This window comes from Ruminococcus sp. AF31-8BH (assembly GCF_003460605.1).
Classification (GTDB): Bacteria; Bacillota; Clostridia; order Lachnospirales; family Lachnospiraceae; genus Blautia_A; species Blautia_A acetigignens.
The window spans coordinates 13204-30733 of the sequence record NZ_QTVN01000020.1 but is presented as its reverse complement, the minus strand read 5'-3'; the positions used below and the strand labels follow the sequence as shown (position 1 = coordinate 30733).

Sequence of the window (17530 nt, the reverse complement as noted above, 5' to 3'; positions counted from 1 at the left end):
AAGAGCAGAAATATTTATAGCATTTCTTACAAATATACGTTATACTGATAGTATCAGAAATACAGGGGCAGGGGTTTTCAGATGGCAGCATCCCATATGCCGTTATTTTTTTGCACCCTGTTGATGATATGCGCTATCGGCTTTTCCCCATCAAAGCGGATAAGCATGCCATATAGATAGAGAAGGAGATCAGATATGAAGGTTATTAAAGTAAAAAATTATGAAGAGCTCAGCCGTACTGCAGCTACCATTATTGCAGGTACGATCTTATCCAAACCGGACTGCATCCTGGGTCTTGCCACAGGCTCTTCCCCGGTAGGAACCTATGACCAGCTGGCTGCTATGTACGAAGAGGGAATTCTTGATTTCTCCCATGTAAAATCCGTGAACCTGGATGAATATGTGGGACTGGACGGCTCCAACGACCAAAGCTACCGCTATTTCATGAACAAGAATCTGTTCAGCAGGGTGAATATTGATGTTAAGAATACATATGTTCCTGATGGAACCAATCCAGATGCAGATGCATGCTGCAGCGCATACAATACTCTGCTTGAGAATATTGGCACAGTTGATTTACAGCTTCTTGGAATCGGACCCAACGGTCATATCGGTTTTAATGAGCCGGCTGATCACTTCGAGGCAGGCACACACTGTGTAGATCTTACAGATGCAACCATTCAGGCAAATAAGAGATTCTTTGCAAGTGAAGAGGATGTTCCGCGTAAAGCCTATACTATGGGAATTGGCAATATTATGCGTGCTAAGAGCATCCTTCTGGTTGCCAACGGCAAAAACAAGGCAAAGGCTCTTGCAGCAGCCCTCAAGGGTCCGGTTACTCCACAGTGTCCGGCTTCTATTCTTCAGTTCCATCCAAATGCCATTATTGTGGCAGATGAGGACGCAATGAGCGAACTGTAAATCTCAATTTCATACAAAATGGAGCTGCCTAAAATAGCAGCTCCATTTTTGTACCTTTTCCAAGATCACTATCCACTGTAATCTTCGCATGGTGTAAATTAGCTCCATGCTTGACAATGGACAGTCCAAGTCCTGTTCCTCCGGTTTGCCGTGAATGGCTTTTATCCACCCGGTAAAACCGTTCAAATATTCGTTTTTGTTCTGATTTTGGAATTCCTATTCCGTCATCCTCTACCCTGTAAAATGGCTTTCCGCCTCTTTTTCCTACATAAATATGGATGTGTCCACCTGGATTGGTATAGCGCACTGCATTATCTGCAATATTGTAAAGCATTTCGTAAAGCACATGGCGTACTCCCTGAATAGTTGCCGGCTCTCCGTGATAATCCAGAAGGATTTCTTTTTTCTCTGCGTGACTGCGAAGATTATTTACCACATCCTGGGCAAGCTCATCCAGTTCCACACTCTCCATGGAAACTGTGCTGTCCTGCTGTTCATCCAGACGGGAAAGCTGAATAATATCTGCCACCAGATTTCCCAGACGATTGGCCTCCTTATAGATTCTTCCTGAAAAATCAGCAATGTTCTCTGGTCTGACCATTCCGTTCATCATCAGCTCTGCATAGCCGGAAATAGACATAAGCGGAGTTTTCAGTTCATGAGAAACATTGGCGGAAAATTCCCTGCGCACAGCTTCTGTTTTTTTCAGTTCTTCCAGCTGGCTTGCAATCTGCTTATTTTGCTGGTCAACCCTCACAAGAAGAGGCCGAAGCTCCTCATAACACACATTGTCAAGAGGCCTCTCCAGATCTAGATTATTAATAGGCTCGATCAGGCTCTTTGTCTGCTGCTGTGCAAGCACATATTCTACCAGGATGATCAGAATCATAAGAAGCCCAAGCAAAGTAAAGCTTGTCATCAAAGTATGAAAAACACTGTCTGTTGTTTTTGCCAGACGCAGGATTCTGCCATCAGACAGCTTCACTGCATAATAAAAGGTCTGCCGGGCAAGGGTTTCTGAATAACGGACGATCTCACCCTGCCCGCTCTCCATTGCCTGAATAAATTCAGGACGATCGCTGTGATTAGGAAGCAAAGAAGCATCAGCCTCACTATCGTAAAGAACATTTCCGTCTTTATCCGTAAGCGTAATACGAGTATCTGTAGCTTGTCCCACTTTTTCATTCAGATAGATTGTTCCTGCTTCCTCCAGCCCTACCTTTACATATTCGGCTTCATTTCTGACTCCTGTTTTCATAACTGAATCAAATTTTCCATACATCACAAAGCTTGCAGCCACAAAAGTTAAAAGCACTGTAAGAATAATCATTATGCTGGTATGATTCAGAATTTTCTGCTTCATCCCTGATTTCCTCCCTTATCCGCCATGCGATAGCCCACACCACGAACAGTTTCAATCAGTCTGCCGGTATCTCCCAGCTTCTGGCGAAGGGTTCGAACATGTACATCCACAGTTCTCGTTTCTCCATCAAAATCATATCCCCATATGTGACACAGAATCTGATCACGGGTCATAACAATTCCTCTGTTTTCCATAAGGTAGAGAAGGAGCTCAAATTCTTTTCTGGTTAGTTCTACAGGCTGATCGTCGCTGTAAACCTGATGACGTCCTGGGAAAATACTCAGTTTGTCGCAGCGCAGCTCCCTATCATCTCCGTGACGGCTGCTGCGCCGAAGCACAGCCTTCACCCTGGCAATAAATTCCATCATTCCAAAGGGCTTGGTAATATAATCATCTGCGCCTGCTTCCAGGGCACGCACCTTATCAAATTCGGCCTCTTTGGCGGTTACCATAATTACCGGAATATCTCTGGTCCCGGAGGATTTCTTCAGCTTATCCAAAATCGAATAGCCATCCTCTCCCGGGAGCATGATATCCAGTAGGATCAGTTCCGGCTCCTCTTGTGCAAGAGCTTGCCACAGCTCCAAAGGATCTGCCAGGCCTTTTGCATGAAAGCCTGTGGTCTCCAGGGTGTATACCAGAAGATCACGAATATTGTTGTCGTCCTCTACACAAAAAATCATTTTCAGTTCTCTCCTCCCATACGCATTATCTGCGCACATTTATGGAAGCATATAGTTTACTCTTGCCACCTCAAGCTCGTGGTGAAAAAGCTCTCCCGGAGCATTTTTCACAGAGTCCAGATGGCTGTGTGTGTCATATAGGTCTTCCCTTACCTGTGTTACACAGACGCCAATATTAGAGCAATGATCTGCAATTCGCTCAAGACTTGTAGTTACATCGGACAAAATAAATCCCATCTCAATAGTGCATTCTCCTGCTCTAAGGCGGTTTACATGGCGTCTTTTTAATTCACGACTAAGCTCGTCGATCACTTCCTCTAAAGGTTCGATTTCCTCTGCCAGCTGAATGTCCTGGTTGGCAAATACAGCATACGCCTTATCCACAATATCAACCACCGCTTTTTCCATAACATGAAGCTCCTTCACTGCCTGTGGAGAAAAAACTGCATTTTTTTCCCACATCTCTTTGGCTGATTTCATAATACTTAAAGCATGATCAGAAATACGTTCAAAGTCACCGATGCAATGAAGCATAATAGAAAGGCTGTGACTATCCTCTACTGAAAGCTCCTTCTGATTCAATTTAATCAGATAGGTTCCAAGCTCATCCTCATAGCGGTCAACCTTTGCCTCGATTTTTTCCACTCGGAACGCATTTTCCTCCTGAAAGCTATCCAGAAGTCCAAAGGAAAGCTTCAGCGCATTTTGAGACTGCTCTGCCATTTTTTTTGCTGCTGTTTTGCTCTGTTCAATGGCAATTCCAGGATTGCTCAAAAAACGGGATTCCAGGATCATAAACTCCTGATCTTCTTCTGAGATGGCTTTTTCTTCCTTGGTGTCACGAATAGTCGCACATGCCATTTTTACAAGAACATCACCAAACGGAAGAAGTACAACAGTTGCAATTACGTTAAATGCGCTATGAATGACAGCAATCCCTGCCGGTCCTGCCACATCATTTATAAATGAAAAATGTAAAAATGTATTAAGAAGATAGAAAACACCCATAAATGCAATGGTTCCCACAATGTTAAAGTACAGATGGACCACAGCTGCACGCTTTGCGTTTTTGGTTGCACCAACAGAAGAAAGCATAGCTGTAATACAGGTTCCAATGTTCTGTCCCATGATAATCGGCAGTGCTGTGCCGTACTGAACGGCACCGGTTACACAAAGTGCCTGAAGAATTCCTACGGAAGCGGAGGATGACTGAATAACCGCAGTCAAAAGCGCACCTGCCAACACTCCCAGAACCGGGTTGGAAAATTTCAGCAGAATATTAGTAAATTCCGGAACCTGGGCAAGTGGCTTTACAGCGCTGCTCATAGTGTTCATTCCGAACATAAGCACTGCAAATCCTACCATAATGTTTCCTATATCCTTCTTTTTTTCATCGTGAAGAAAAACAATGAAAATCACACCAATCAGTGCCAGAATAGGTGAAAATGAGCTTGGATTTAATAATTTCACAAAGAAATTCGAGCTTTCAATTCCGGCAAGACTAAGAATCCATGCAGTAATCGTAGTACCGATATTTGCTCCCATAATGAAGCCAACGGCCTGGGATAAGTGCATGATTCCTGAGTTTACAAAGCCTACAACCATAACTGTCGTTGCTGATGACGATTGAATAACTGCTGTCACGGCAGCGCCAACCAGAACTGCCTTTAATCTGTTTGAAGAAAGATTCTCAAGAATCTTCTCAAGCTTTCCTCCTGAAAGCTTTTCCAGTCCGTCTCCCATAACCTGCATTCCGTACAAGAACATTGCCAGGCCTCCCAGCAAAGTCAGGATGCTAAAAAAATCCATTCTTTTTCCTCTCCTTTTATCCATTTGTTAGAGTTTGTTTGTTTCTTGGTTATGAGATTAATATAGGTGGTCTATGTAAAATTTCGGGGGAGAGGAATGTTAAATCTATGTAAAATACTTTACATTTCCCTGGTTTTTACTACCAAATCTTTGTTAAATCACATTGGCTCCAATGTAAAATTACTGTAAATGCGGCTGGTGAGCCTGGAAAACAACTGAATGCAGCATTTTATCCGGTAAAGGTCTTTTAAAATCCTCTTATCTCTTCCTCCTCAGAGTGGGTTTTGTCAATGGAGCGGATTTCCAGGAAGTAGCTGTAATTATCATTTACTTTTACTTCCACGCGGTCGCCTACCTTGTGGCCTTTTAATGCCATGCCGATGGGGGAATCAATGCTGATCCGGTTCTCCATGGAGTTTCCCCTGATGGATGTAACCAGCTTGTATTTATCAATCTCGTCATCCTCCTCGAAATAAACCTCCACAATATCATCCATTCCTACTTCATCACTGCTGGATTTGTCCGATACGATGGTGGCTGTTTTTAACATGTTCTCCAGATAGCGGATACGGCTCTCGTTCTGGTTCTTATGGCGCTTGGCAGCATAGTACTCGAAATTCTCGCTTAAGTCGCCCTGGGCACGTGCTTCCTTTACCGCTTCAATGGCTTCCTTACGGATTACCAGCTTGCGATGCTCAATTTCCTGCTCAATTTTCTCAACATCCTTGCGGGTAAGCTTCTCTCTCATTTTTGATACATCTCCTTTATCTCATCATTTTCAAATTGTCAGTAAACCGCTTACAGTTTTTTCTTTCCAAGACGGACTTCCTCCATCAGCTTTGCTGTTTCTTCATCTGCATGATCAAACAGGTACGTATGGCTTGACTGGCGGCGCTGATGCCACTCCTGGCGAAGCTGCTTCCTTGTTTCCTCAATTTCCTCTTTCAGGCCTCTTGCAGAAATTCGGTTTGCCCCCTGTCCCATAATTATAATCTGTTCCAGGCCATCAGAGGTAGCTACTGTCACCTGATGCTGTCTGCCGATCTTGTGGACCGTTTTCTCAATATACTGATCTGCGGTCTCTGCTTCTTTGGTATAAACCACATGAATGTTGTGATAGGTCAGAACCTCTTCCTGGTGGCCTTCCACTTTGTATGCGTCAAAAACAAGAATCAGCGTGCATTTTTTGTATCCCTGATAATTGCTGAGAATGTCCATCAGCTTGGTCTGCGCCGCACGGACATCCGCATCTGCCAGTTCCTTCAGTTCCGGCCATGCAAAAATAATGTTGTAGCCGTCCACCAGAAGGTATTCTTCTTTGTCCTTTTTCCGGTAGGAGCTGGTGGATGGAGAGGATGGCGCAGTTACTACTTTTTTATAGGAAGACATTCTGTCTCTTTTTACAGGACCGAAGGTTCGCTCGAAAATTGCCTGAAGTTCCTTATCGTCTTCATAGCTGCCGCGATAAGCGGACTTTGGTGGCTGGTAGCCGGATTTTCCTGAAGTCTGGCTGGCACCGCGGGCCTGATTTCCCGATTGGCTGCCGGCACCGCCGTATGCTGCATTTTCTTCTCCGCTTTCTGTGCTCTGCCAGTCTTCCTCTGCGCTTAGATCATCAAACTCCTCGGAAATCCCTGTGTCCAGATGCATATACTCTTCCACCTGATACCATGGCACCACAAATCCGGCGCCATGGGCACAAAATACAGAACCAGTGGGATTGTCCAGGTCACGCTCAGAATCATAGCCAATCTGTTCCACAATCTCTTCCTGATTTTTACAGGGCTCATAGCCTTTCAGGCTGCAGAACAGCCTTCCCAGGCCTCTTGTATAGGAAACCACTTCCTTCTGGTAATCACGCATAGCAGAAACCGGTGCTTTTCCCTTCAAAATTGCAGTCATGTCCTCCGTTTCCGGGGGCAGAAGGGTTCCCTGCATTTTCTGGATATCCGTCATGGCACGACCTACTGTGTCCACCGGAATTTCCAGGCGAAATTCATAGTATGGCTCTAACAAAACGCTTGTGGCTTTTTTCAAGCCCTGGCGGATAGCGCGGTAGGTTGCCTGTCGGAAATCACCGCCCTCTGTATGCTTCTGATGGGCGCGCCCGGTGAGCAGTGTAATCTGCATATCCGTGATAGGCGCTCCGGTAAGCACGCCTCTGTGTTCCTTTTCCTCCAGATGGGTGAGAATCAGCCGCTGCCAGTTGCGGTCCAGAACATCCTCGCTGCACGCCGTGAAAAACTGCAGGCCGCTTCCCGGCTCACCTGGCTCCAGAAGCAAATGTACCTCCGCATAGTGGCGCAAAGGCTCAAAATGTCCCACGCCCTCCACAGGCGCAGCAATTGTTTCCTTATATACAATGTTTCCGGTGCCGAAGTCTACTGCTACATGGAACCTTTCCCAGATCAGCCGTTTCAGAATCTCGATCTGCACATCTCCCATGAGCATGGCATGGATTTCTCCTAACTGCTCATCCCATACAATATGAAGCTGGGGATCCTCCTCTTCCAGTTCCTTTAATTTCTTCAGCATCTGGTGCACATCGCAGCCTTCCGGGAGCAGGATCCGGTAGTTCAGTACAGGCTCCAGAACAGGCATGTTGGAATTTTCCGTGATTCCAAGTCCCTGGCCCGGAAATGTGTGGGTAAGACCTGTGACGGCACAAACAGTTCCCGCTTTTGCTTCTTTCGCCAGTTCAAATTTCGCTCCGGAATAAATGCGGATCTGGTCGGCTTTTTCCTCCCAGATTTCTTCCCCTGCTGCCACATTTCCCTTGCTTGTGGTAAGAAGGTCTTTCACCTTCAGGGTTCCGCCAGTGATTTTCATATAGGAAAGGCGGTTTCCCTGCTCGTCCCTTGCAATCTTGTACACCTTGGCACCGAAGGCCTCCGGGTAAAGGGGATTGGCTGTATAGTGCTCAAGTCCGCCGATGAGATATTTCACGCCGCCCATTTTCAGCGCAGAACCAAAATAGCAGGGGAAAACCTTGCGCTCAATGATCAGCCTAGTGACTTCTTCCGGGCCCACCTCGCCCTCTTCCAGATATTTTTCCAGAAGATGCTCATCGCACATAGCCAGGCTTTCCCAGAATTCTTCCCCGTGCTCTGCTTCTGTGTGGAAAATTTCGTTGGTGTTCTGCTCCGCGCGGCTGCCCGGATCTGTTTCTTTTTGAATCTCTGTTTTGATATCCATGGGACCAAAGTCCAGACAGTTTTCGCTCAGGCGTTTCCTCAGTTCTGCCAGAAGAGCCTCCTGGTCGGCTCCGTCCTGATCCATTTTGTTGATAAAAATAAAAGTTGGAATCTGGTATCTTTCCAGAAGTCTCCACAACGTTACAGTATGTCCCTGCACGCCGTCTGCTCCGTTGATCACCAAAATGGCGTAATCTAATACCTGCAGGGTCCGCTCCATCTCCGCGGAAAAATCCACATGGCCCGGAGTGTCCAGAAGCGTGACTCTGGTGTCTCCAAGATCAAGGATGGCCTGCTTGGAAAAAATTGTAATTCCACGTTCCCGCTCCAAAGGAGAAGTGTCCAGGTATGCGTCTTTATGGTCTACTCTTCCCAGCTTGCGGATTTTGCCGCTTAAATATAAAAGTGCTTCTGACAATGTAGTCTTTCCTGCATCTACATGTGCCAGAATGCCTATGCTCAAGTTCTTTTCCGGATTCTTTCCAAAGGTCTCTGCCATGGAAAATACCCCTTTCTTTATGTTCTTAATAGGATGTTAGGGGCAAAAAGTATTTTGCCCCTAACTTGATATCTACGAATTGCTCCGCTGTTTTGCAGCTCCCGCAATTCTTTATCTTTATATTATCATAACACACAATCCCCCATCAGTCGATAAGAGAAATCTGTCTGCAAATTTATCTTGATATTAAAATTATTTTATCTTTACAATATTTGAAACCATGATATAATTTCATTCAGGATAAAAACCGTACAAGAAAGCGAGAAATTTTATTATGAATCCAGTAAAGAAAATATACTGCAGAATTTTCCAGAATGTATTTAAGTTCGCACTTCCCTTTCTGCCTTACCGAAACCCGAAGATCATCGGCAGCCTGAAGGAAGTTCCCGATATGCTGAAAAAGAAAAAATGCGAGAATGTGCTGATCATCACAGATGCAGGCATTCATCAGCTTGGGCTTACCGACCGTCTGGAAAAGGCGTTGACAGACAGCGGCATTTCTTATATCCTTTATGACAAAACAGTAGCCAACCCTACTACAGACAATGTGGCAGAAGCGCTTGAGCTTTACCATGCAAACAACTGTAAAGCCATTATCGGCTTCGGCGGCGGTTCCAGTATGGACTGTGCCAAGGCAGTTGGTGCCAGGGTCGCCAAGCCCCGTCAGTCCCTTGCCAAGATGAAGGGAATTCTGAAGGTGCACAAGAAGCTTCCTCTTCTGATTGCTGTTCCAACTACAGCAGGAACCGGAAGTGAAACCACGCTGGCCGCCGTAATTGTAGATGCGCAGACCAGACACAAATATGCCATCAACGATTTTCCGTTGATTCCGCGCTATGCAGTTCTGGATCCTAAGGTTACCTTAAGCCTTCCGCCTTTTATCACCGCAACTACTGGTATGGATGCCCTTACCCATGCAGTGGAGGCATACATCGGCAATTCCACCACGCCAGGCACCAGGAAAAATGCCCTGGATGCTGTAAAGCTGATTTTTGAAAATCTGGATACCGCATACACAGATGGCTCTAATAAGGAAGCCCGCCGGAATATGCTCCGCGCTTCCTACTTTGCAGGCTGTGCTTTTACCAAATCTTATGTGGGCTATGTACATGCAGTAGCACATTCCCTGGGCGGACAGTACAATGTGCCTCACGGACTTGCCAATGCAGTACTGCTGCCTTATGTGCTGGAAGCCTACGGAAAAACCATTCACAAGAAACTGGCTGCTTTAGCTGTTGCAGCAGGTGTGGCTGACACGGAAACACCTGTGGAGGAAGCTGCTGCAGGCTTTATCCAGGCCATCAAGGATATGAAAGCCCGCTTTGGCATCGGGGATTTCATTCCGGAAATCCAGGAAGAGGATATTCCGAAATTGTCCCATTATGCAGACAAGGAAGCTAATCCTCTGTATCCCGTTCCGGTACTGATGGATGCCGGGGAGCTGGAGAAGTTTTATTATATGCTGATGCCGGATAAAGAACAGCCGGAAGCATAAAACGCTTTTTTCAAACAGGATCTCGTCCCTGGAGAGGGACTCTAAACAATACTACATTTTATAATGCGAGGAAAATTCCATGACGCAGGAAGCTATCCGGGAAATTATCCGCAGACAGCGGGAATTCTTTTATACAGGTGCTACACTTAATATTGATTTTCGTATTGAAGCATTGAAAAAGCTTCAGGCCTCCATCCAGGCTCATCAGGAGCAGATTGATGCCGCATTAAAGGCAGATCTTGGGAAAAGCAGCTTTGAGAGCTACATGTGTGAATCCGGTCTTGTTCTCAGCGAGATCACCTATCTGCTGAAGCATATCCGTTCCCTTTCCAGAGAAAAAACTGTGCATACACCACTTGCACAATTTCACTCACGAAGCTTCCAGAAGCCGTCTCCTTACGGTGTTTCACTGATCATGAGTCCATGGAATTATCCGTTTCTTCTCACCTTTGACCCTTTGGCAGATGCGCTTGCTGCCGGAAACACAGCAGTCCTTAAGCCAAGTGCTTATTCTCCTGCCACCGGAGCTGTTATCTGTGAAATCGTCCGGGAATGCTTTCCGGAGCACCATGTAGCAGTTGTTATGGGAGGACGTGCAGAAAATGCCTGTCTTCTTCAGGAGCATTTTGACTATATCTTTTTCACAGGAAGCCAGTCTGTGGGAAAAGAGGTTATGCGAAAGGCCAGTGAGCATCTTACTCCTGTCACTTTGGAGCTTGGCGGCAAAAGCCCCTGTATTATAGACAAATCTGCAAACTTAAAGCTCGCCGCCAAACGTATTGTATTTGGAAAATATCTTAATTGCGGACAGACTTGCGTGGCTCCTGACTATGTTTATTGCCACAGTGAAGTAAAAGACAAATTTCTAGAGCAGATCCGAAAACAGATCCGCAAGCAGTTTGGCAAAGCACCTCTGGATAACAAAAATTACGGAAAGATCATCAACCAAAAGCATTTTGACCGTATTCAGGGATTAATTGATTCCTCAAAGGTAATCTGCGGTGGAAATGTACGACCCAAAACACTGCAGATCGAACCTACTGTAATGGATAAGGTTACCTTCGAGGATGCTGTAATGCAGGAAGAAATTTTCGGACCTGTGCTTCCTGTGCTTACCTTCACCTCCATTGATGAGGTTATCCATAAAGTAAATTCCCTGGCTCATCCTCTTGCACTTTATATTTTTGCGCAGGATAAGGCTATAATAAACAAAGTCACCTCTGAATGCGGATTCGGAGGCGGCTGTATCAATGATGTAGTCATTCATCTTGCAACCAGTGAATTGCCCTTTGGAGGCTTCGGAGAAAGCGGTATGGGAAGCTATCATGGTAAAAAAGGATTTGAAACCTTTTCCCATTATAAGAGCATTGTGGATAAAAAAACCTGGATGGATCTGCCTATACGTTATCAGCCCTACGGGCGGATTTCCCAGAAGCTGCTTCATCTGTTTCTGAAATAATAAAAACACCGGTACAGTATGAGTATAAAACTCACACTGCACCGGTAATTTCATCATGGACTAATAAGTGCCAGAATCTTTCTGAAAAAGTTCCACCCTTTTTACTGAGCTGCAACAACGGATACTTTGATTTCCTTCTCATTTTCGCTAAGGTCGAATGTACCGCCATCCTGTACCAGAACGTGGATTTCATACAGTACATCCTCAGATAAGGTATCCGGGATCGCTCCCTCCTCTGTCTGGATATGCCACAGGTCTGCAGGCACTTCCTGAAGGGAGCCGTCTGCACCGTAACCGTAAAGCTTCAGTGCATCTGCGCTGCCGGACAGACCTTTCACTCGCAGCGCCACTGTGGTGTTCGGATGCACATTTTCAACAGTTACGGTATTCAGCCAGCCCATAACATTTCCCTGTCCGCCATCCGCTTCAAAGGTTTCCTGTCCAAGCACATTTCGCATTGCCTGATCCAGATCCACTTTGCGGTACGGCATTTCCGGCAAGTAAACAAAACGGTCCTGAAGTCTTAACAGCTCCAGATATCCGGTCGGACAATAAAGGGCATTTCCGCTGTTTCCGGCATACATGCCGATGGCCATGTTGTTGTAACCAGGCTTGCTGGAAACATCCATTGAAAATACGGTCTCGCCAGTCTCAAAATCCAGCATAATATACTGCCACATGCCAGTTTCCAGATCCTGAACATAGCCGTAAATATATCCGGTGGCAGTGGAAAGCTTCAGCATGGAAGTATCGGACAGATCACTTCTGCACCAGATACTCTTCATTTCGTAGCCGTCATCAGTTTTGATGGTGTCCACTCGTTCTACACCTGGCATGATCATTTTATTTCCCTGGCTTAACCAGTTTACATCATAAATATTGGCATAGCTCTGGATGGAAGAATCGCTGTCCTCTTTTCCAAGAGCAGCACTTCCGGCACCAAACCAGTTGCACACAATGGTACTCACCGTTCCTGCACCGTTGTCGTATACAATTGCGGAGTTTTCCACAGATACCTGACTGTCCTCCGGAAGCTCGTCGATAACCGGAAGGCTGGCAACTGTTTCTCCGGTTTTCATATCAACAGCAAGGAGATTTACCGGATTCTGATTGTCGGTAAACATAACCAGGTCTTTTGTAAGAGAAGGGGAACAGCCGCCGCCCCAGGCAAGACCACCACCTGTAGTGGCGTCACCTTCTGCGCTTTCCTTGGCACCTACGCTCTCATAAGAAGTTTTCCATACCTTCTGCACACCGTTATCTGCCTGGAACAGATAGCAGTTCAGGTTTGTCAGGATCACAGCGCCATCCTTGGAGGATGCAATGCCATTTTCTGCGCCCTCTCCCGGAGTCAGTTCATATACAAATACAGAGTCTGTCAGATCCACTTCCTCTCCGTTTAAGATCGCATCAATGGCACTGCGGGAAATGTATCCAACAGCTCCTTGCTGCTCCCTGTCCGGATAAATGCGGAAGCCGCCGGTGGCAAACCATAAATTCCCGTCATAGTCAAATACTACTGATAAAAGATTCTGATCCAGTGTTTTTCCAAGAGCTGCTTCAGCTGCAGCCTTGATGTCGATATCCAGCACCTTCTCAAATTCCGGCAGCACGTTTCCTTCCTCGTCGGTTGCTTTTAACATCAGCACATGATTGTTGCTGGTTGGACACACGATTCGGTTACTCTCATCTACGAAGGAGTAGGAGCTCTGGATCACATAGCCGCCTTCGTCATGCTGCTTCGGGGAAAAATATCCCACTGTCTGTGTCTCATCTGCATTGATATCACGAATAGCAAGTCCACCAAGAAATGGAACCACTGCGTGACCGTAGGAATCAAAAAAGATGGCCGGGGATGCGTTTGCGTTTACCTTCTCGTAGGAAACATTGATCTCGGAATAGATACCTACCGGCAGCACCTCATCTGTAGAGTCGGTATTGTAGCAGTCATGATGGATGTTGGAATCACTTTTTGCCATATAAGGATTTTCTTCCACTACCTTGGGGGAAAGTGCTTTTATTGGAAGCTGGGATGTACCTTCGCTTTGAGAGTCTTCAGCTTGTGCTTCCTTGGTTTGGTTTGTGTTTCCTCTGCATGGAGAAGCTTCACCGTGCAGTCAGAGGCAACCGTAAGCATGGCTGCCATCATCGCAATAATCATAGCCCTTTTTTTCATTATCATCTTCCTCCTGAACTAAAATAAATATAATCACCTGCGTCCGAAACATGCCGTAAGCCCTTCCCAGAGCTTCTGTTCCTCCACGGGTTCCATAAAAAAATATTCCACACGCAGTTTAAATGCATGAAGGGAAAAATCCAGATCACTACACCAGATCATTTTGCATTTCGGATGCAGGGAACGGAGGTGCTCCGCAGCATTCAGCCCTGCTACTCCCTGAAGTGCCAGAAGCACAATGGACGGTATTGTTTTTTGTATTTCTCCAAAAAACTTTTCCTGATCCTGATAGATCTGAACCAGGGGAAATATCTTTCTATCGGCGCAGTAGTTCAAAATATATTCTGCATAGTCCTCTCCCTTTTGTCCTTTATCAATCAATACAGCAATGCAATACACGAATCTCCTCCTTTCCTGTTTGATTTTTTCCTTCATTTGTTAAAATCATTATATAAAAATCCATCTGTTTTTCAATTGGTTTGGCACGAAACGACGGAAAATGGCACGAATTACATATGGGGTATGTATTGACTTGTCTACTATAAATAAGAAAGAAGAATCCCTGCTCCAATCTATTGCTGACTGGAAGCAGGGATTCTATGACGATGTGTTGTCAGGTAAGACAGCGTATTACAGCAATCTGGTTCCGGAATTGAGGAAGTGATAAGTCGGTACAGTTGATGCAGCAAATCATTTTCCTTGCAATCTGTTAAAAGATGTAGCATGCCCATTTTCCAAATGATACATGGCGGTTTCATGATCATAAACCAGAATGCCATCATATATGCTTAGAAATATCAATTCGCTCCGTCAGAATATTGTAGCGGATTGCGCCTTCCAGCTTCGGGTCATTCTGAAACACAGTCAGACAGTTTCGGATGCTGTTTTTGACAGTGGTTGTCCTTGCAGGACTACCTACGGTTCGTTTTGACTTTTCCAATACTCTGTGCAGCCGGATTAGGGCAAAAAAAGCCCCGGAAAACCTTGATTTTCCGGGGTTTGTAAACATTTTGATATAGTCTTAGCAGTCGATTATCTCTTGGATAACTAAGATTAACGTTTGGGTAACCGAGAATAGCGAAAACACGGGGCTTTAGCCGGAATTTGTTGCAGATGCGTTACAAACCCTGGACGGTTTAGCACGATTGAGGGCACCTCTCTTATCCTCATGACGTGCAATCCATTTACCTCCCCAACTTTAGAAGTCTTCCACAACTACTTTCATTTGACAAGCACTTATAGGCCTACATAAACTATTATTTTGTATCTTTTTTCTTTCTACAATATGGACATCCTTGATTTCTTCCTACTCTTTTATTCGGTGTTGCTTCCCATTCTCTGCCACATTTTTTACATTTCCACCACACTTTTCTATTAGAGCCACTTCCTATTGCTGTAGGTAAAATAATATTTTTCTCGTAATCCCACTCTTCTACAATTGTAGGATATCTTGTAGCTAAATCATTATACCCTCTCAATATTTTCCTTCCAGAACAATATGGACAACCTGTTGGTTTTTTCCCTGTCCTTTTATTTACATCTGCCTGATAAGAATGTCCTTTCGGGCATATCCACCACACCTTACATTTACTGCCTGATGTTACTTCACTCGGAGCAATTAAATTTTTATCATAATCCCATTCTCTACAAAGTAATGGATACTGTTTTAAAAGACTTCCTCGTTTTTTAATTCTATTGACTCGTGATGTTTCAACTTGTTTATTTAAATTCTTTGCACACTTTGGGCATCCTGTATGCAAATTACTTGTCCTATTATTTACCTTGCTCTGCCACTCAAAACCACATACAGAACATTTCCACCACACCTTTTTATTACTTGAATATGCTATATATTCTGGACCTTTTATTTCATTTTTTTCATAATTCCACTCTTTAGCTACATCAGGACACTTTGTTTTCAGATCATTAAAACCTGTCCATGACCTTTTTCCAGAACAGAACGGACAACCAACACCATTATTTCTACTAGCTATTACCGCCATCCATTCATGTCCATTTTTACACCTCCACCATACTTTAATTCCTGCATTTGCAAACACCTTTTCAGGTATCAATTTCCCATTTTTATTATAGTTCCATTCCTTAGCCAATATTGGATTAACTACCGCCAGTGAGCCTAATTTCATTTCATGTTGATACATATTAAATATTTCTATAGAATCTCTGTCTATATTTACATCTGCGTTAATATTACAATTATATGTACTATTAATATATTTAAACATTTTTTGTATTGCATGATTCATATGCGTAGCATTTGATGTTGGTTTTTCAGTTATAATGCAAATACTATCATCTTCTAATTTAGGACATTTAGGCTCTCTAAACCGTACAATCACTATATCATGCTGTTTTAAAAGCAAATCTTTTTTCTTATCCTTTTCTACATCTTGATGCCATCTTTCACCATCATATTCTATTGCCAGCCTTAAAGATGGAACATAAATATCAATTTCTGATTTTCCGAGCCATACGGCTTTATAATTGTCGATCGCATCTTTAAAATACTTTAATACATAAAAGTATACTGCTTTTTCCGGCATTGAAGTTTTTCTTTCTTTTGAACAAATGGGGCAGCCACTTCCCTTTGTTCTATTATCAACTGTTGACTGATATCGATGTCCTTTTTCACAAATCCACCATACTTTTTTCATAGAGCGTGGCAATATCATAGATGGTGTTAATTCGCCATTCAAATCATAGTCCCATTCATTTGCTAGTTTAGGATTTACAGTCATGAGATCATTTACTCCTGTCACTAATGTATGTGTTCCATTACATATCGGACATGGTCTTGCAAATTTTGCTCTATAACCTACACTTGCTTGCCACTCATGTCCTTTTTTGCATTTCCACCATACCTTTTTACTCGTTCCTCTAGCACAATTATGTGGTGTTAAGGGATAATTTTTGTTATATTCCCATTCTGAAAGTAGATTTTCTCTATTATTTTCAATACACCAATCATAAAAACTCTGTCCTCTCATTTTACTTCACCATCACAATTAAATAGCCTATATATTTATTATCAGTTAAATACTTTTATTTTCTCTGCGCACTAACATAAAACTGATTATGCATTATTTACATCTTTAATATTTTTTAACAAGGATACGCAACATGTTTGTGTCCATTTCAATCTCTTACTTATCAACCACTCTATACACCAATTGTTTTTACCTTTTTAATCATATACAATTATACTCCATTAGTCGTAAAAATTATATTAAAATAAGTTTTATAGTATTTATCATTGTGTATTTTCAAATTTATTTTTGAATATTTCATTATTTTGATTATTACTAATATTTTGTATTAAATCCATGATTATTAGTACTCCTACCTGCAATCCAATCTCCATATACACACTGGCCATCTCACTGCTCACCTCATTACACAGATCCAGCAAATCTGAAGTCTTACACTTATCATATTTCTCTACAGCCTTCTCAAACCTCATATATGGTTCATCCAATCGTTCCTCATAACTCCGATTATCTTGATTCGGTCCCATTCCAAACAACAGATAATCTGCTATTCCCCGTATTGTAGCTCTTTCAAATATTTTATCAACAAACATTTTCTAATCAATCCTTTCTTTATTACGAATTTTTAGGAGTAGTACAGATATGCAAAAAATCAGACCAGACATGGATATCGGCCATAATATCCAGCGTCTAAGACGCAATACAAATATGACACAGGATCAGGTTGTTGCGCAGTTACAGCTGATGGGAATTGAAATTTCCAAAAGCACTTATGCAAAACTTGAAACTAATCGGATGAATATCAAAGTCAGTGAACTGATTGCACTCAGCAAAATCTTTGACGCAGATATCGCTGAATTCTTTTTCGGATTACTATAATTCATTTATTCCAACCTGCAATTACAGCCGGAGCCTTCAATGAG

Annotated in this window: 16 protein-coding genes; 5 read left to right on the top strand and 11 right to left on the bottom strand. The window is 43.6% G+C overall.

Going from position 1 to position 17530, the window contains the following annotated elements:
• The first annotated feature begins 195 nt into the window (after positions 1-195).
• Positions 196-921 (top strand): glucosamine-6-phosphate deaminase, encoded by a 726-nt coding sequence (gene nagB, locus DWZ38_RS19300; RefSeq protein WP_117854725.1) that lies wholly within the window; start codon positions 196-198, stop codon positions 919-921.
• 28 nt (positions 922-949) lie between these two features.
• On the opposite strand, the gene DWZ38_RS19295 is transcribed toward nagB, so the two are convergent.
• The 5 genes from DWZ38_RS19295 to DWZ38_RS19275 form a co-directional block, all read right to left on the bottom strand.
• Positions 950-2284 carry an ATP-binding protein gene (locus DWZ38_RS19295; RefSeq protein WP_117854722.1) on the bottom strand — a complete coding sequence of 445 codons (1335 nt, stop codon included), beginning with the start codon at positions 2282-2284 and terminating at the stop codon, positions 950-952.
• Complete coding sequence (locus DWZ38_RS19290) at positions 2281-2967, bottom strand: response regulator transcription factor (protein ID WP_117854719.1); 687 nt, start codon at positions 2965-2967, stop codon at positions 2281-2283. The genes DWZ38_RS19295 and DWZ38_RS19290 overlap by 4 nt, the downstream gene beginning before the upstream one ends.
• Before the next feature lie 39 nt (positions 2968-3006).
• Positions 3007-4776, bottom strand: a complete 1770-nt coding sequence (locus DWZ38_RS19285; protein ID WP_117854717.1) for a Na/Pi cotransporter family protein — start codon at positions 4774-4776, stop codon at positions 3007-3009.
• Positions 4777-5023: 247 nt separating this feature from the next.
• Positions 5024-5524 (bottom strand): transcription elongation factor GreA, encoded by a 501-nt coding sequence (greA, locus tag DWZ38_RS19280; protein WP_021925218.1) that lies wholly within the window; start codon positions 5522-5524, stop codon positions 5024-5026.
• Between the two features lie 50 nt (positions 5525-5574).
• Positions 5575-8469, bottom strand: coding sequence for a TetM/TetW/TetO/TetS family tetracycline resistance ribosomal protection protein (locus DWZ38_RS19275; RefSeq protein ID WP_117854714.1), 2895 nt, complete (start codon positions 8467-8469; stop codon positions 5575-5577).
• Between the two features lie 274 nt (positions 8470-8743).
• Here DWZ38_RS19275 and DWZ38_RS19270 point away from each other — a divergent pair, with 274 nt between their 5' ends.
• Both DWZ38_RS19270 and DWZ38_RS19265 read left to right on the top strand, forming a co-directional pair.
• Positions 8744-9964 (top strand): iron-containing alcohol dehydrogenase, encoded by a 1221-nt coding sequence (locus DWZ38_RS19270; protein ID WP_117854711.1) that lies wholly within the window; start codon positions 8744-8746, stop codon positions 9962-9964.
• Positions 9965-10043: 79 nt separating this feature from the next.
• Positions 10044-11423: an aldehyde dehydrogenase gene (locus tag DWZ38_RS19265; RefSeq protein WP_117854708.1), complete on the top strand. Its 1380-nt coding sequence runs from the start codon at positions 10044-10046 to the stop codon at positions 11421-11423.
• Positions 11424-11524: 101 nt separating this feature from the next.
• Here DWZ38_RS19265 and DWZ38_RS19260 read toward each other — a convergent pair whose 3' ends face one another.
• The 3 genes from DWZ38_RS19260 to DWZ38_RS19255 are packed head-to-tail and all read right to left on the bottom strand — an operon-like array spanning position 11525 to position 13998.
• Positions 11525-13402 (bottom strand): hypothetical protein, encoded by a 1878-nt coding sequence (locus tag DWZ38_RS19260; RefSeq protein ID WP_243000398.1) that lies wholly within the window; start codon positions 13400-13402, stop codon positions 11525-11527.
• 38 nt (positions 13403-13440) lie between these two features.
• On the bottom strand, positions 13441-13599 hold the full coding sequence (locus DWZ38_RS22995) for a hypothetical protein (protein ID WP_243000397.1): 159 nt from the start codon (positions 13597-13599) through the stop codon (positions 13441-13443).
• Positions 13600-13632: 33 nt separating this feature from the next.
• A complete protein-coding gene (locus tag DWZ38_RS19255) occupies positions 13633-13998 on the bottom strand; it encodes a response regulator (RefSeq protein ID WP_243000395.1) in 366 nt (121 codons plus the stop codon).
• A gap of 100 nt (positions 13999-14098) precedes the next feature.
• Here DWZ38_RS19255 and DWZ38_RS22385 point away from each other — a divergent pair, with 100 nt between their 5' ends.
• Complete coding sequence (locus DWZ38_RS22385) at positions 14099-14263, top strand: hypothetical protein (RefSeq protein WP_173765307.1); 165 nt, start codon at positions 14099-14101, stop codon at positions 14261-14263.
• Between the two features lie 114 nt (positions 14264-14377).
• On the opposite strand, the gene DWZ38_RS22530 is transcribed toward DWZ38_RS22385, so the two are convergent.
• The 3 genes from DWZ38_RS22530 to DWZ38_RS19240 form a co-directional block, all read right to left on the bottom strand.
• Positions 14378-14539, bottom strand: coding sequence for a hypothetical protein (locus DWZ38_RS22530; RefSeq protein WP_178105383.1), 162 nt, complete (start codon positions 14537-14539; stop codon positions 14378-14380).
• 316 nt (positions 14540-14855) lie between these two features.
• On the bottom strand, positions 14856-16607 hold the full coding sequence (locus tag DWZ38_RS19245; RefSeq protein WP_117854698.1) for a zinc-ribbon domain-containing protein: 1752 nt from the start codon (positions 16605-16607) through the stop codon (positions 14856-14858).
• 263 nt (positions 16608-16870) lie between these two features.
• On the bottom strand, positions 16871-17200 hold the full coding sequence (locus DWZ38_RS19240) for a hypothetical protein (protein WP_117854695.1): 330 nt from the start codon (positions 17198-17200) through the stop codon (positions 16871-16873).
• A gap of 49 nt (positions 17201-17249) precedes the next feature.
• Here DWZ38_RS19240 and DWZ38_RS19235 point away from each other — a divergent pair, with 49 nt between their 5' ends.
• Positions 17250-17486, top strand: coding sequence for a helix-turn-helix transcriptional regulator (locus DWZ38_RS19235; protein WP_117854692.1), 237 nt, complete (start codon positions 17250-17252; stop codon positions 17484-17486).
• Positions 17487-17530 lie beyond the last annotated feature (44 nt).